Origin of the sequence: Oceanobacillus massiliensis str. N'diop (genome assembly GCF_000285495.1) — a bacterium.
In the GTDB taxonomy this organism is placed as follows: Bacteria; Bacillota; Bacilli; order Bacillales; family Amphibacillaceae; genus Oceanobacillus; species Oceanobacillus massiliensis.
Genome location: NZ_HE610977.1, coordinates 411,411 through 425,671, shown reverse-complemented (window position 1 = coordinate 425,671; position 14,261 = coordinate 411,411). Strand labels below are relative to the sequence as shown.

The following is a 14,261-nucleotide window of genomic DNA, read 5'->3' as shown; positions in this document are numbered from 1 at the left end:
CAATGGCAATTATAATCAATATTGATGTGATGTTAGCAAAAAGGAAAATGAGTGTAACTGAGCTCTCAAATAGGGTTGGGATAACGATGGCTAATATTTCTATATTAAAAAATGGAAAGGCAAAGGCTATCAGATTTTCAACCTTAGAGGCTATTTGTGAGGTGTTGGAATGCCAGCCTGGTGACATTCTAGAGTATAGAAGCGGTAAAGATACTGACTAACTTGATTAGGGGAATATAGTATTGATATTTAAAATGAAGTTTTTACTAATAGTAGACTTAATTCTCCCGATATTCATTGTATACGGAACAGTGGCTATTATATCTGTGGTGTACCCAATACAAAGTTTTTTATCTACTGATTGATAGAAAGGGAGGAGATATGTTAAATGATAGGATTGTATATTTTATGCTTAATTTTAATGTGCTTTATGGTGGAGTTTATGTTTATTCGTATGCATTTTAAAAAAGCGGGTTATAATCATGGGCAAAAAAGAGATGTTATGATTGTACTTGGTTATCCCGCAAATAAGGATGGAAGCATGTCTCCAATTTTGCGAGAACGGATCAATAAAGCAGCGGAGCTTTATCACGCTGGAATTGCTGAAGTTGTTATTTGTTCGGGTGCATCTGTAGCAAATAATCATGTTGAGGCAGATGTCATGGCACTAGCCTTAGCCAAATTAGAAGTGGATGGTAGACAAATCATACGAGAAACGAAAGCAAGGAGCACTTATGAAAATTTGGTAAAATCCCGAGAAATAATGCATGAGAGAGGATTGAAAAATGCGGTTATAGTCACCTCACCTTGGCACTTGCGAAAATCCAGTTCATATGCTTTTCGGTTAGGAATTGACCATACCTTGGAAAATTCCAAAGTGCCAAAAGAATTCATCATGGGAATAGGAATCATTTACGTTTATGTATACATACAGATGTTAATGATTTATTTACGTTTTTATAAAGGAAAATAATAAACCCTATTACATTCAAAAGGATGCAAATGTCTCTGTTTTATTCAAGAAAAGATATAAGTGATTATAGCTGACGAAACCAAGTCCCGCGGGGGCGAGTTTCTATCCCGAGTATACATATACACCTATGTTTTGGATTTATTTAAGAATGTAAAAAATTAATTATTGATTGAGGTATAGAAAGGTCATGGAGGCGAAAAGATTTGTTGAAGCATATAATCGATGAAGAAGTTTCTTTAAGATTGTTCACTGAGGATGATGACGAGGAATTTTATAATTTACTAATTGATTCAAAGTCGCACCTAAAAAAATGGATTACTTGGGTGGATTCTGTTGAAAGTAAAGCAGATACTGATGAAAGTTTAAAACTAAGAATTCGAGGGTTAGCAGAAAACCGCGGATATCCTATGTGGTTTGCTATTATGTATAAAGGAAAAATTGCTGGTACCATAGGATTTAATGACATTGAAAAAATCAATGGGGTAGGGGAACTGGGCTATTGGCTTGGTAAAGATTTTCAACGGAAAGGCATCATGTCGAGGGCTTTTAAAGCAGTTATAGATTATGGCTTTTTAGAACTTGGACTTAATCGGATTGAAGCTTATATTGCAGCTGGAAATGAACGTAGCAAAGCTCTTCCAAAGCGTTTTGGATTTTTAGAAGAAGGAAGAATAAGACAGGCGGAATGGTTACATGATCATTATGAAGACGAAATTATTTATGGGCTTTTAGCTGCAGATTGGAAATAAAGTTACGGACATAGATATTGAGATAATGAGATAGGTTTACGAAACAAGTTAAATTCGGTGTTTCTGTATTATGCAAAGGCTCTCTTTCACAAAATAAAAGAGAGATTGTAGAAAAGAGGGTAAATGATGAACACATTAATACAAGAAGTAATGCGTTGGATAAATAGTTCGGATAAAAGGCTGATTATTGGGATTTCTGGTCATGGAGCTGCTGGAAAAACGACTTTTGCAAATATGTTAATGGAAGAGATAAAGTACGATGTAAACTATCTTAATACAGACCCATATATAGTGAATTCTTCTTTACGAAAATATGCATTGATAGATTACAAACATAAAGGGAAGTTACATCATTATAAAATGACAGCATGCCATCCCGCGGCACATCATATACCTTCCTTAGAAAGAGATGTATTGATGCTAAAAGAAAATATGAATTTGCTCACGATTGACACTCATTATTTAAAAAGTGAAATCCTCTCTTCACAGAAGGAATTAACCATTGTTGAAGGTATGAGCGTTGCTTTTGCTAATCCTGAGCTATTTGATCTTTTAATTTATTTTTATACAGATGGTGATACGGAACTTGAGAGACGGTTAGGGCGGGACATAAAGGAAAGACGAACGGAAATCAATTATTTAAGGCAATCTCACAATGAGCGACGCATTCAGTACGAGGTTTTTATGCATACATATAGTAATAATTTCGATATAATAATTAAAAGTAACAAGGAAAAAATTTCTGTTGAGAAAAATGCTTTTGATTTTAAGTTACTATAATAATTTAAGTAATAAAGTTTAATACTTTAAGTAATAAAGTTCAAATAAGGTTTAATTGCCGGTTTGCTGAACTCATTGTATTAACGGGAGAGGTTTGAGTAACAGGAATGAGATAATTTTTAATCATTCTTCAATAGAAGAAAATGGGGAAACGTATTGATTACTTATAAAAATCAACTACGTTTTTTTGTTGTTTATATTTCGTTGAAAGGAGAAGTAATTCGATAATAATTGAATAATATATTCAATAATATTTGAACTAAGAGCTGTATTTCTGTATAATCCATTCCAACAAGAATATTTATTAGAGGTGATTTTTTGGAAATATTACAGGCAACAAGCAGAAAAAGAGAGACATACGAGGTTCAATTTACTTATTCTCCTTTATGGGAATGTGCTCTTGGGATAGCGGCGGTAACGAATTCCCGATTAATAAACACTTTAGATAAACCAGCAAATTATTGGAAAAAGCTCAGAGAATCATTATCTGAAAATCTTAGCCATCATTTAGATTACGTCGAGAAAAATGATACCTGGAAAGCACTGTTACAATTGCTCCACCACGATGAAAGCAATACACTCGATGAATTCTGCAACAGTATCGATTTGTTGGAAGATATAAACTTTAAATTTATCTGTCTGCCATATATCGGGGAGAAGTTTCAGCACATAAGAAAAAAAGCTGCGGCTGGAGATGAAAATGCTAGATCAGAACTTAAAAGGATAACACACGATAACCCATTTTTCCCCAAGTATATAGAGTTCATTAGTACAACGGACACCCAAAAACTAAAAAAACATCTGATGGACGTTATGACATTTTGGTATGAAGCAGTGATAAGCCCAGATATAGAACGAACGGTTCAAATTTTACGAACCGATTACGAGTCCAAAAAGCAGATGAAAGAAAAGCTGTCGCCTGAAGAGCTTGTCCAGTGGGCAACTGGAGGAATAAATTATGTTCCTGAACCAAGTGTACATAAGGTATTACTTATTTCTCAATATGTCTATCGTCCTTGGAATATTGAAGCAGACATAGAAGATACAAAAGTCTTCTACTATCCAGTAGCGAATGAAAGTCTTTCACCAGATGATAAATATATGCCAAATAACTTTTTAGTTCTGAAGCATAAGGCGTTGGGTGATGAGCTTAGACTTCGCTTAATAAAGTTGTTATCGGAAAATAACCAATCATTGCAAGAACTCACCGATCAATTAAACATAGGAAAAACTACCATTCATCATCATCTGAAAATTTTACGTGCAGCTAAATTGGTTGATATAACAGAGGGGAAATATTCCTTAAAAGGAAATGTAATAGAACTACTTTTCAAGGAACTAGAACAGTATATAAAACAATCATGAAAGGAGAAATCATGAATCCTTCTCTATTTAGGAATCGTTCGTTTGTATCTACATGGATAGGAAATGGAATATCCGAGCTTGGTGGAGCATTTGGTACCTTTTGCAATTCAATATTAATCTTTCAACTTACAGGTTCAACTCTGGCACTTGGAAGTATGTGGCTTTTGTACTTTTTACCATCACTGATTCTGCAACTTTTTATTGGTCCCTATATTGACCGTTGGAGCAGAAAATGGATAATGATATTCTCACAATGGACAAGGGGAGCTGTATTTGTCATCCCGTTAGCTGCATTAATATCAGGAAACCTTGAAGTTTGGCACATTTATGCTGTTCAGTGCGTAGTCGGTTTAATCACGCCCTTTTATGTTCCTGCTAATCATGCAATTACGCCAACTATTGTTGGAAAAGATCAATTACAATCAGCAAATGCTTACATTGATGGAACAGTCCGTTTAATGACCTTTTTATCCCCTATAGTAGCTGGAATAGTAATAGAGTATACTGGTGTTCATCTCACCCTTATTCTTGTGAGTTCTTTGCTAATGATGAGTGGTTTTACATTACTTTTTATACAGGAAAAAAGAAAAAATATAGAAGTTAGAAAAACATGGTTAGCCGATTTCATGGAAGGGATATCTTTTTTCTTTTCTCAAAAAATTATTGTTTGGTTAGGGTTTTTTTTAGCCTTTGTTCAATTTGGGGTAGGAGTGACGATGGTTACTACTCTGCCATACATTACGGAAGGATTGGGTGGGACATATGCTGAATATGGATATTTCATGGCTGGATTTCCTATTGGATACATACTAGGTACTATCTTAGTAACTCGAATTAAATATAAAAGCCGTAGATATCTCATGCTTGGTTCCCTTTTTATAGGTGGGCTAACCTACATTGCACTATGCTTTAATTATAGTATCCCTTTAGCAATAGCAACAGAAACTATCGCAGGTATAGTAATGGCTATTTTTAACATCCATAATACAACCATCATTCAAAAAGCTGTACCTAATGACCTAATGGGTAAAGTGTTTTCAGTTCGCTTGCTAATTATAAGGGGCGTTATGCCGTTAGGAGTGCTTGTTGGTGGTGTATTAAGTGAAGTGTTTGGTGTCAGACCATTGTACCTTTTAATTGGTCTATTGATTAGTGGAGTTTCCTTAGCAGGGATATGTTTATCCTATTTTAAATTTATTGATGAAAATAACAGTCAGGAAAAAATGGTTTCTTAAAGCAACGGATGCTTTAAGAACAAAATAAGGGGCAGTCGGTACGGCGATCCTTTTTAACGAAAGTGGCAAGAAGGGAGGAGGAAGTTTAAAATGGGGTATGATTTGAGTGCTTGTCCTTCTGACGTAAAGGATTTTATCATTAATCTGCAAAAAGGCATTAGTGAAATCGTAAATGACCGCTTCGTAGGTTTTTATTTACACGGTTCTTTAGCTATGGGGGGATTTAATCCTAAAAGCAGTGACATTGATGTTTTGGTTATTACTAACGAATCAATGAAAGTTGAGGATAAAAGGAATTTAGCACAGTTCTTTCTAAATTATTCTAATTCCCCGTATCCAATCGAAATAAGTTTCCTGAATACTGAACAATTAAAGGATTGGAAACATCCCTGTCCATTTGATTTTCATTATAGCGATTTCTGGAGAAAACGATACGAAAATGATTTGTTAAGGGGTACATATACATTTCTGAATGATGAAGTTAATACGGATACAGATTTAGCAGCCCATATAACCATAACCAATCACAGAGGAATATGTGTAGAAGGTGAACCTATTGACGAAGTTTTCCCTTCAATTCCAAAGCTGGATTATATATCGTCAATATTAGGTGATTATCAGGAGTGTTTGGGAAATATTGAAGAAGACCCAATTTATTGTTCTTTAAATTTGATTAGAGTGTTTTGGTACCTAAAAGAAGGAGCTATTTCATCAAAGCAAGAAGCTGGTAACTGGGGGTTGCAAACTTTTCCACAAGAATTAAGTATTACTATTAGAAAAGTAGTCAATAGTTATGCGAATAAGACAGGAACTTATTTTTTCGATAAGGGTGAACTTATATTGCTGCGGAACTACATATCTGAAAAAGTACAAAAATTGTTACATTAATTGGAGCGATAGTTGAACAAGGCTATCAGTAATAAGTTGTTGAGTCGCCGGATCAGGATATTGGAATTGGTGTTGCAATTATCATCTTTTTTATATCTCTTAAGATTTCTAGAAAAGCTCTCATTTTAATTTCCGCCGTTTTGAGTTTAGTTTGTGTCGGAATCGTAATTTATAGCATAGAAGCGGTTGGTGGTTGGAAAGATATTGAAATATTATTTGTGACGGTCAGTGGTTTCCTTGGAATATTGGTAGGTACTATAAGTGGAGTTATTATTGAAGGCTCTTTTCGTAAATTTTGTTGCTTTTGTGTATGAGAAGGTACAATTTAATTTTTATGAAGGAGAACTGTTTAGCTTAAGGGCTGTAATATAGAATGATTTGAAACTTAAATCATTTTTGTCCCGTATAACTTGGAAGACTATAAGTAATGGAGGAAAGGGAGTGATTTGCTATTAAACGTAAACCAACAGTATTAGTTTTAGGAACTACCCATTTAGATACCCCAGAAAATGGTGATATGTTTATGCCGGAGACTGTAGATGTTTTGACAGAAAAAAGGCAACGAGAAATAAGCATTGTAGTGGACTGTCTGAAAAAATTCCGTCCAACCAAGGTGGCTCTGGAGGTTCTGAAAGAAAACGGAGCTAGTTTGAATAATGAATACAATGCCTTCCGCAAGGGTGACCTAAAATTGACTGCGAGTGAACGCCATCAGTTTGGCTTTAAACTAGCTAATGAAATGCAAAGATGATATTTTTGCTGTTGACTGGAACTATCAAGTAGAAGGGGTGCCTAATCTTGGCGTTTGGGCTAAAGAAAATAACTCAAAAATCTTTGAAGAAGTTGTAGTCAAAAGAGGAGTTTCAAGTATGATCATCTTTTTCTATGGCTAAAATACAAATTTTATTTTATAATATTGTGATATTATATTTTTAGAAGTTATTAAGTTAGCTGGCAGAAGAGTTGAAGAAGGTATTTTTAAAAATCTTGTCGAATTTTAAATATAGAAAAATAATAATGACAGGGGTCTTTTTAATGGAGTTTAAAATAAATAATGACTATTTCAATAAGGCTATATCAGATGTTAGCAAAGCAGTATCGTCTAAAACCCCCCACCCAATATTAACCGGAATTAAAATAGTAGCAAAGGCTGATAGTTTAACACTCATAGGAAGTAATTCAGATATTGTTATTGAAAGAGAAATTCCTAAAGCAAGTGAAGGATTAAATATATTAGAGGTTTATGAAACAGGGAGTGTAGTAATTTCAGCTAAGTATCTATGTGAAATAATTAAAAAATTGCCTAATGACATTTACATAAAAGTAAACGAAAATCAATCAATGACTATACAATCTGAAGAAATAGTTACTAAATTAAATGGTCTTAATGCCAAAGAATATCCAAAGCTGCCTGAATTTAAATTAAGTAATAGCATTAGAATAGCGAGTGATGTTTTATTAGATATTATTAAGCAAACTGTTTTTGCTGCCTCTAAAAGTGAAACAAGACCAGTACTTACTGGAGTCAATTTTTATTTTCAAAAAGATTTACTTACTTGCGTTGCAACAAACTCTCAAAGATTGTCCTTAGTAGATCATAAAATACAATCAAATTTAAATGGATCATTTATCGTGCCCAGTACATCTTTAATTGAATTTTTAAAGTTAATTAATAGTTACACAAAAGAAATTGATATATTTGTCACAGAGACCAATATTTTATTTAAATCTAATACCATTTCTTTATATTCAAGGCTAATTGAAGGGAGTTATCCTAATATTTCAGGTTTAATTCCTCGAAAATCAAGTACAATGGTTACACTAGATACTAAACAATTATTAAAAGGTATTGAGAGGGCTTGTATATTTGCAAGTGAATGGAGAAATAACAATATAAATTTTCAAATAGAAGACAAATCAAAAATCAAAATTTCCTCAAAATCATCAGATGTGGGTCAAGTAGAAGAAATACAATACATTAAGAGTATATCGGGAGAAGCAGATTTAAATGTCTCTATTGATGGTAATTTTATGATGGATGCCTTAAAAACGATAAAAGAGGGCGAGGTAAGTTTAAGTTTTAATGGTTCAATGAGACCTATCTTGATTGTTCCGTTTGGAAACGACTCTCATCTTCAACTCATTTCTCCTGTGAGGTCTTATTAAAATGTAATTTCTTCAAGCTTTTGCACACCAAGGAGATCATCAATATGCGTTCTTTTTCACTAACGGGCGGTAATGTAGAATAGACTAGGTATATAGGGTTGTGCTAGTAAAATTCTTTTTCAGAATGAAGAGGTGTCAAAATGAATATTGCAGAGGAAATCATAATTTCTCCATTAAAGGATGAATTAATTGAGGACATCAATAAAACAAATGATTATTTTAAAGTGTTCGGTAAGGTTGTTCCCAGTTTTCAATCAGGAAAATGGTCTATTGAAGAGAATCTATTTGATGAAACTAAAGAAATTCGTTTCCCGGATGATAAACTTGATTGGAACCGATATATAAACCGTGAAGATAAAGCTCTATTTTTAGCTTATAAGAACAATAATTGCATTGGGCAAATTAGAATAATTAAGGATTGGAATCACTTCTGTTATATTGAAAATATCGCTACAAAAAATGCATTTAGAGGATATGGAATCGGGAAGTTGCTTTTAACTAAAGCGGAAGAATGGGCAAAACAAAGAGAACTTATCGGAATGTCTCTAGAGGCTCAAGATGATAATCTTGGAGCGTGCAGGTTTTATGTGAAACAAGGATTCATACTAGGTGGAGTTGACACATTGAAACAGTCATATAATCCAAATATAGAAACCACTTTGTATTGGTATAAGTTATTCAAGTAACGGGAGCTTTAGCACACCAAGAAGATCATTCAATATATGTTGTTTTTTACTAACCGGGCAGGCTAATGAAAGAGAAAGAGATATAAACCATAGTTGAAAGGGATTAAAATTTAAGTTGCTGTTTACTGTAATTTTAGGTTGGATTCATATTGTACACATAGCCAAGGAATAAAGTAAAAGTACAACTCAGGAAGAACGCAGTAACCATATGATGGCAACATTATCAGGTCCCTTTGAACTGTTAGCAAATATCTTAAAATGTACATGGAAACTATTTTTAACTATTTTATTAAAGATGAAAAAGCTTGAGGGCGATAATAGTGCCCTCAAGCTTTTTGTTTGCTGTTTGAATTGTTATTTATGCTGCGAAATCATATGTTGATTGGATTTTTCCCAAGGTAGGAACTATGCTTACTGTTAAGGAAAGTCGCATTCACGCTGTCTGTACGTCCTTAATTTACTGACCAGCAACATCTCTTTTGGCGAAAAATAGCCAGGCAAGAAATAAAAACAAAATATAATAAACAAGTAATACGGTAATAGAGAATCCGAGTGTCATTCCCTCAATCCACGGGCTGTTGCCATCGGTATATTGCGTCAGGTCCGTATTTGCAAAAAGAATATATTTTGCCCAAGAACGCTCTGCCAGAAAGAATACGATCTGGTTTCCTACAAGCATTAAGAAGATAGCTGTGCCGATTGCTAGAGCGCTATTTCGGAATACTGTGGAAATCATGAAGGCAAAAGTTGCCATCATGACGAGTGTGACGAGCTGGTACCCGTAGCCGGAGATTATTTCACCAATAACCGATACATATTCCAATCCGTTGTCTGTATTTAATACAATAGATGGATTCAGACCTTCTACCCCAAAGAAAATTGCCCCGATGATCCAGGAAAACAATAATACAAATAGAAGGGTAAAGAAAGAAAATAATAGCACTGCGGTATATTTAGAGAGTAAAATCTTGGTTCTTGTAATCGGACGGATCAGTAAGAGTTTGATGGTTCCCCACCTGAATTCATTAGCCACAATGCCTGCAGCGATGATGATGGTAAGCAGGCTGACGATCGATAATAGCATTTCATTTTCCATGACGAATTGCCATGCCCCATATCCAGCAGGCTGAATATCATTCTCGAGATAATAATTGTTTTTCTCAATGATTGTGGAATTAAAGCCCTGTGAAAATTCATCATTTTCCATTTCTGTGGTCAGCTTAGCATTCTCTTCCTCCAGCTGCTGCTGCCAATTAGTGTCATTATAGCCCTCTTCTATTTCCCCATATATATTGGCAATAAGACCAATACCGAAAATGATTACGGCAAGGATTAGATACATCGCCCAAGTTGATTTCCGAATATAGACCTTGAACAGTTCGTTATAGGTTAAATTAAAAAAGTTATTCAATCGTATTCTCTCCTATCAAATCAAAGAATTTATCCTCTAATGTAGATTTAGTCAGCCCCACTTGGAACACGGACACATCGTTATTTACCAAGGTTTGAATCAGATTCGGAATGTTTTCTCTTTCCCCCTGGAAGGATATGCCTTGCTCTGCTTTTAAGGCATCTATCCCATGTACTGTTTTTAATAGTTCCATAGCTTTCTCTACTGGTGCTACTTCCATTTGAACCTGTTTCATGCTGTTGTTCTCGTTTTTCTCATGCACTTGCTGAATGGCAACAAGCTCACCATTCTTGATGATTCCAATTCGATCACACATGAGTTCGATTTCAGATAATAGATGACTTGAGATGATTACAGCTACATTTTGCTCTACTGCAAGTTTTCGGATATACATACGTATTTCTCTTATTCCGGCAGGATCCAACCCGTTCGTCGGCTCATCCAGAATAAGTATTGATGGATTATGTAAAAGTGCCTGAGCAATTCCAAGACGCTGACGCATTCCAAGAGAATATCTTCCCACTTTTTCCTTCATTGCTTTTTCCAGTCCAACAAGCTGGATGACTTCCTGTACGCGCTCTTTTGTTATCTCTGGAATCATACGGGCGAAATGATTTAAATTCTGCATTCCTGTCATAAAGGGATACATTTCCGGGTTTTCCACAATCGCCCCCACTTCGCGAACAGCCGCTTTGTAATCTGTTTTAATACTTTTGCCCAGGATGCGGACATCGCCCTCAGATAGCTGCGTCAAGCCGACCATCATTCGAATAGTAGTTGTTTTACCGGCACCATTTGGCCCGATAAAACCGAACACTTCTCCCTTATTGATCGTAAAAGACAACCCTTTAATAATTTTCTTTCTGCCAATCTCTTTCTTGACATCAATTAGTTCCATTGCTGTTTCTGACATAAGTTCAAAACCTCCATTATCGAATCTACTATACCTATACGAATTGATTAAGTAAATGTTTCACATATTTAAAATTAATTATAATTTGAAGCTAAGGAAATGTTGACACCATGAAAACTGCCGGAAAGTGGATAGAAACGAACAATGAGGAGCGCGGAAAAAAACGATAGAACCGCGGAATAATCGGGAAAAGCGCGGAAAAAACGGGAGAACCGCGGAATAATCAAGAGGAGCGCGGAAAAAGCCAGAGAACCGCGGAATAATCAAGAGGATCGCGGAAAAAAGAGCAGAATCGCGGAATAATCAGGAGGAGCGCGGAAAAAAGGGCAGAATCGCGGAATAATCAAGGAAAGCGCGGAAAAAACGGGAGAACCGCGGAATAATCAAGAGGAGCGCGGAAAAAGCCAGAGAACCGCGGAATAATCAAGAGGAGCGCGGAAAAAGCGTGAGAATCGCGGAATAATCTAGGATAGCGCGGAAAAAAGAGCAGAACCGCGGAATAATCAAGGGGAGCGCGGAAAAAAGAGCAGAATCGCGGAATAATCAAGGAAAGCGCGGAAAAAGCCAGAGAACTGCGGAATAACCAAGAGGAGGGTATGGTCCGCAACTGCAGTTTTCTTTTCTCTGGCAAATATTAATGGCCGAGCTGTAAGTAAACAGGTTTAATTTACTTGACAACGGGAATTTAAATATCAACACACAATAATTATTTAATTTTGAAAGGAGTTTTTACATTGGGAACAATGAATACAGCTGTACAAAATCCAAAAAGAGCAAAAACAGGTTTAATCCTGGCCGGAGTCCTTGCAAGTGCTTCGCTTGTTCTGCTTAATAGCAATGCACGTTCAAAAGTAAAGGACACTTCAAAGTCAATGAAGGACTCCGTGAGCAAGTATGCAACAACGATTAAAGATGATCCGAATGGAACAAGGAAAGCCATTATTACCCGTGTACAGAATGCAACAGAAATCTCCAAGGAAGCGATTAACAAAATTCAGGAGATTTTAGATACACAAGTAAAGGATATTAAAGACACAACAAAAGATGTAGTGGATGATACGAAAGAAGTATTTTCTACAGCTAAAGAGGCACAATCGGAGTTTAAAGAGGTTAAAGATAAATCAGTGGACGCAAAGGATGAGCTGCTGTCTACAAAAGACGATATTAAATCAAACAGTTACTCTTCAACAGAGAATACAAAACAATCATCAAATAATACAAATCTAGTTACAAAAACACCAGTTAGATAATCATCTGCAAGGAAGGAAGCTGTTCGATAGATCCGATGATGGATTTATCGAGCGGCTTTTTCATTTTATCGATGCTTAGGGGTTTATGTAAATACCACCTGGGTAAAATACTATTAATAAACGACAAAAATAATAGATAGGAGAATAGTTTATGACTGTGTCTGGGGGAAACAAATCGTTACACCATCATGAAAACCCCTATCAAATAAATTTCTTGTCCCGTAATTTATGGTCGGGTTTTCTATTCGGATTGGGTTTGGTTGCATTTATCGATGAATTTGTCTTCCATCAGTTATTGCAATGGCATCATTTTTACGATAAATCAACATCAGAGATTGGTTTGTTATCTGATGGATTATTCCATGCGTTCAGTTGGTTCGCGACAGTAGGCGGTATGTTTATGGTTGCTGATTTGAGGAGGAGGGCCGGGTTTTGGTTAAAAAGATGGATAGGTGGAATGTTCTTGGGAGCTGGAGCATTCCAATTATATGATGGCATTATTCAGCATAAAATGATGAAACTTCATCAAATTCGCTATGTGGATAATGTTTTGAAATATGATTTAATCTGGAATATACTTGCAGCATTTATGATTATTGGAGGCGCTTATATCCTTATCAAAACGGGAAATCATTTGAAGGGGCGAAAGTCGAGATGACTCATGGCGGGATGACTGAGACTACCGGTCTGGTACTTGAAATTATATTGGCTTCAGGTTTCTTCATTCTTATAGGTTTATATTTCTGGGCGGGAATTGTATCAAGCCGGTGTAATAGACTTAGAAAATGGCCGTTATACAGATATATTTTCTGGTTGGTAGGAAATATGTGTGCAGCAGCAGCCGTCACTGGGCCTTTAGCACACCTTGCCCACGCTGATTTCACAATACATATGCTTGGTCATCTTCTCCTTGGAATGCTGGCACCAATCCTGCTAGTACTATCGGCACCCATGACTTTACTGCTGAGAACCTTAACTGTAAATTGGGCAAAGAGAGTAACGGGGTTCTTAAATAGCCTTCCTGTACGCTTTGTCGGCCATCCGATAAATGCTTCCGTTTTAAATATGGGTGGGTTATGGGTTCTATATGCGACTGATTTATATATGCTGATGCATCATAGCCTTGTCATAAATATACTCATACATCTCCATGTCTTTCTTGCTGGATATGTGTTTACAGCAGCAATGATTTACATAGATCCCATTTCACATCGCTACAGTTTTAGGTACCGATCGATTGTGTTGATTCTGGCAATCGCTTCCCATGCAATCTTGTCCAAATACATCTATTCAAATCCGCCGGCAACAGTGCCTGTTTCAGATGCGGAGGCTGGTGCCATGCTGATGTACTACGGTGGAGATATGGTTGATTTAATTTTGATTTTCATACTCTGTCTGCAATGGTACAATGCTGCAAGGCCGGAAATTGCCAGTGATAGAAAACCTATAATCAACTGAGCAATATAGGCTCTGCACCGAATAAACAGCTGAGCCTATATGCAATATTACAACGAATAAATATCCTCCACAAAAGATCTTATTGTCGAAAGCTCTATTCTGAAGTTGACGGTATCTTCTTCCTTTGCTGCTGCAATTAATTTATTGATACTTTGATATAACCCTTCGTATTCACCTTCATCTCCAAGTAATTGTATTTTCCATTTATTATCTTGATAGATTTCTTTAAGTTGAGCAGCTTGTGCATTCATCTTCTTCCACTCCGAATCATCCAGTGCCTGTTCAAGCTGATCAATCTGATTAAAAAAATAATCACCGCCAATCTTGCCTGCACATCCTGAAAGCGCCACTAACACCAGTAAATAGATACCCGCTTTCTTTATCACT

General features: G+C 35.9%; 18 protein-coding genes. 15 read left to right on the top strand and 3 right to left on the bottom strand.

From position 1 onward, the window contains the following. Positions 1-2 precede the first annotated feature (2 nt). From OMHG_RS07690 to OMHG_RS07645, 12 genes are all read left to right on the top strand, one after another. The gene (locus OMHG_RS07690) at positions 3-221 is read left to right on the top strand and encodes a helix-turn-helix domain-containing protein (RefSeq protein WP_010649803.1); all 219 of its coding nucleotides are present in this window, start codon (positions 3-5) and stop codon (positions 219-221) included. Positions 222-388: 167 nt separating this feature from the next. After that, the gene (locus tag OMHG_RS07685) at positions 389-973 is read left to right on the top strand and encodes a YdcF family protein (protein ID WP_010649801.1); all 585 of its coding nucleotides are present in this window, start codon (positions 389-391) and stop codon (positions 971-973) included. A gap of 203 nt (positions 974-1,176) precedes the next feature. Then, positions 1,177-1,722, top strand: a complete 546-nt coding sequence (locus OMHG_RS07680) for a GNAT family N-acetyltransferase (RefSeq protein WP_010649799.1) — start codon at positions 1,177-1,179, stop codon at positions 1,720-1,722. Between the two features lie 126 nt (positions 1,723-1,848). Then, the gene (locus OMHG_RS07675) at positions 1,849-2,502 is read left to right on the top strand and encodes a uridine kinase family protein (RefSeq protein WP_010649798.1); all 654 of its coding nucleotides are present in this window, start codon (positions 1,849-1,851) and stop codon (positions 2,500-2,502) included. 318 nt (positions 2,503-2,820) lie between these two features. After that, positions 2,821-3,867: an ArsR/SmtB family transcription factor gene (locus OMHG_RS07670; RefSeq protein ID WP_010649796.1), complete on the top strand. Its 1,047-nt coding sequence runs from the start codon at positions 2,821-2,823 to the stop codon at positions 3,865-3,867. 11 nt (positions 3,868-3,878) lie between these two features. Continuing rightward, the gene (locus tag OMHG_RS07665; protein ID WP_010649793.1) at positions 3,879-5,102 is read left to right on the top strand and encodes an MFS transporter; all 1,224 of its coding nucleotides are present in this window, start codon (positions 3,879-3,881) and stop codon (positions 5,100-5,102) included. A 90-nt stretch (positions 5,103-5,192) separates the two neighbouring features. Next, positions 5,193-5,990 carry an aminoglycoside adenylyltransferase domain-containing protein gene (locus OMHG_RS07660; RefSeq protein WP_010649791.1) on the top strand — a complete coding sequence of 266 codons (798 nt, stop codon included), beginning with the start codon at positions 5,193-5,195 and terminating at the stop codon, positions 5,988-5,990. A gap of 59 nt (positions 5,991-6,049) precedes the next feature. Next, a complete protein-coding gene (locus OMHG_RS18295) occupies positions 6,050-6,304 on the top strand; it encodes a YesK family protein (protein ID WP_147629049.1) in 255 nt (84 codons plus the stop codon). A 209-nt stretch (positions 6,305-6,513) separates the two neighbouring features. After that, a complete protein-coding gene (locus OMHG_RS07655; RefSeq protein WP_010649788.1) occupies positions 6,514-6,741 on the top strand; it encodes a DUF5694 domain-containing protein in 228 nt (75 codons plus the stop codon). Next, the gene (locus tag OMHG_RS18290) at positions 6,725-6,883 is read left to right on the top strand and encodes a hypothetical protein (protein ID WP_154648227.1); all 159 of its coding nucleotides are present in this window, start codon (positions 6,725-6,727) and stop codon (positions 6,881-6,883) included. The genes OMHG_RS07655 and OMHG_RS18290 overlap by 17 nt, the downstream gene beginning before the upstream one ends. A gap of 142 nt (positions 6,884-7,025) precedes the next feature. After that, positions 7,026-8,156, top strand: a complete 1,131-nt coding sequence (gene dnaN, locus OMHG_RS07650; RefSeq protein WP_010649787.1) for a DNA polymerase III subunit beta — start codon at positions 7,026-7,028, stop codon at positions 8,154-8,156. Between the two features lie 140 nt (positions 8,157-8,296). After that, entirely contained in the window at positions 8,297-8,842 is a 546-nt protein-coding gene (locus OMHG_RS07645) for a GNAT family N-acetyltransferase (protein ID WP_010649785.1), read from the top strand. 457 nt (positions 8,843-9,299) lie between these two features. Here the strand turns inward: OMHG_RS07645 and OMHG_RS07640 are convergent, their stop codons facing one another. Together OMHG_RS07640 and OMHG_RS07635 are read right to left on the bottom strand one after the other, a co-directional pair. After that, on the bottom strand, positions 9,300-10,253 hold the full coding sequence (locus OMHG_RS07640) for an ABC transporter permease (protein ID WP_010649784.1): 954 nt from the start codon (positions 10,251-10,253) through the stop codon (positions 9,300-9,302). Beyond that, a complete protein-coding gene (locus OMHG_RS07635) occupies positions 10,246-11,166 on the bottom strand; it encodes an ABC transporter ATP-binding protein (RefSeq protein WP_010649782.1) in 921 nt (306 codons plus the stop codon). The genes OMHG_RS07640 and OMHG_RS07635 overlap by 8 nt, the downstream gene beginning before the upstream one ends. A 734-nt stretch (positions 11,167-11,900) precedes the next feature. Between OMHG_RS07635 and OMHG_RS07630 the strand changes: the two genes are divergently transcribed. The 3 genes from OMHG_RS07630 to OMHG_RS07620 all read left to right on the top strand — a co-directional run bounded on the left by OMHG_RS07630 (position 11,901) and on the right by OMHG_RS07620 (position 13,874). Further along, positions 11,901-12,416 carry a hypothetical protein gene (locus tag OMHG_RS07630; RefSeq protein WP_010649780.1) on the top strand — a complete coding sequence of 172 codons (516 nt, stop codon included), beginning with the start codon at positions 11,901-11,903 and terminating at the stop codon, positions 12,414-12,416. Positions 12,417-12,567: 151 nt separating this feature from the next. Next, positions 12,568-13,074: a DUF2243 domain-containing protein gene (locus OMHG_RS07625; RefSeq protein WP_010649777.1), complete on the top strand. Its 507-nt coding sequence runs from the start codon at positions 12,568-12,570 to the stop codon at positions 13,072-13,074. Next, positions 13,071-13,874 carry a cytochrome c oxidase assembly protein gene (locus OMHG_RS07620; RefSeq protein WP_010649776.1) on the top strand — a complete coding sequence of 268 codons (804 nt, stop codon included), beginning with the start codon at positions 13,071-13,073 and terminating at the stop codon, positions 13,872-13,874. The genes OMHG_RS07625 and OMHG_RS07620 overlap by 4 nt, the downstream gene beginning before the upstream one ends. A 47-nt stretch (positions 13,875-13,921) precedes the next feature. Here OMHG_RS07620 and OMHG_RS07615 read toward each other — a convergent pair whose 3' ends face one another. Then, positions 13,922-14,260, bottom strand: coding sequence for a DUF4363 family protein (locus OMHG_RS07615; protein WP_010649773.1), 339 nt, complete (start codon positions 14,258-14,260; stop codon positions 13,922-13,924). Position 14,261: the final 1 nt, after the last annotated feature.

Excerpts from the sequence above, each read along its gene's own strand:
- OMHG_RS07665 (WP_010649793.1), top strand. The coding sequence starts at position 3,879 with ATGAATCCTTCTCTATTTAGGAATCGTTCGTTTGTATCTACATGGATA.
- OMHG_RS07675 (WP_010649798.1), top strand. The coding sequence starts at position 1,849 with ATGAACACATTAATACAAGAAGTAATGCGTTGGATAAATAGTTCGGAT.
- OMHG_RS07645 (WP_010649785.1), top strand. The coding sequence starts at position 8,297 with ATGAATATTGCAGAGGAAATCATAATTTCTCCATTAAAGGATGAATTA.
- OMHG_RS07635 (WP_010649782.1), bottom strand. The coding sequence starts at position 11,166 with ATGTCAGAAACAGCAATGGAACTAATTGATGTCAAGAAAGAGATTGGC.
- dnaN (WP_010649787.1), top strand. The coding sequence starts at position 7,026 with ATGGAGTTTAAAATAAATAATGACTATTTCAATAAGGCTATATCAGAT.
- OMHG_RS07690 (WP_010649803.1), top strand. The coding sequence starts at position 3 with ATGGCAATTATAATCAATATTGATGTGATGTTAGCAAAAAGGAAAATG.
- OMHG_RS07620 (WP_010649776.1), top strand. The coding sequence starts at position 13,071 with ATGACTCATGGCGGGATGACTGAGACTACCGGTCTGGTACTTGAAATT.
- OMHG_RS07685 (WP_010649801.1), top strand. The coding sequence starts at position 389 with ATGATAGGATTGTATATTTTATGCTTAATTTTAATGTGCTTTATGGTG.
- OMHG_RS18290 (WP_154648227.1), top strand. The coding sequence starts at position 6,725 with ATGAAATGCAAAGATGATATTTTTGCTGTTGACTGGAACTATCAAGTA.
- OMHG_RS07655 (WP_010649788.1), top strand. The coding sequence starts at position 6,514 with ATGCCGGAGACTGTAGATGTTTTGACAGAAAAAAGGCAACGAGAAATA.
- OMHG_RS07660 (WP_010649791.1), top strand. The coding sequence starts at position 5,193 with ATGGGGTATGATTTGAGTGCTTGTCCTTCTGACGTAAAGGATTTTATC.
- OMHG_RS07625 (WP_010649777.1), top strand. The coding sequence starts at position 12,568 with ATGACTGTGTCTGGGGGAAACAAATCGTTACACCATCATGAAAACCCC.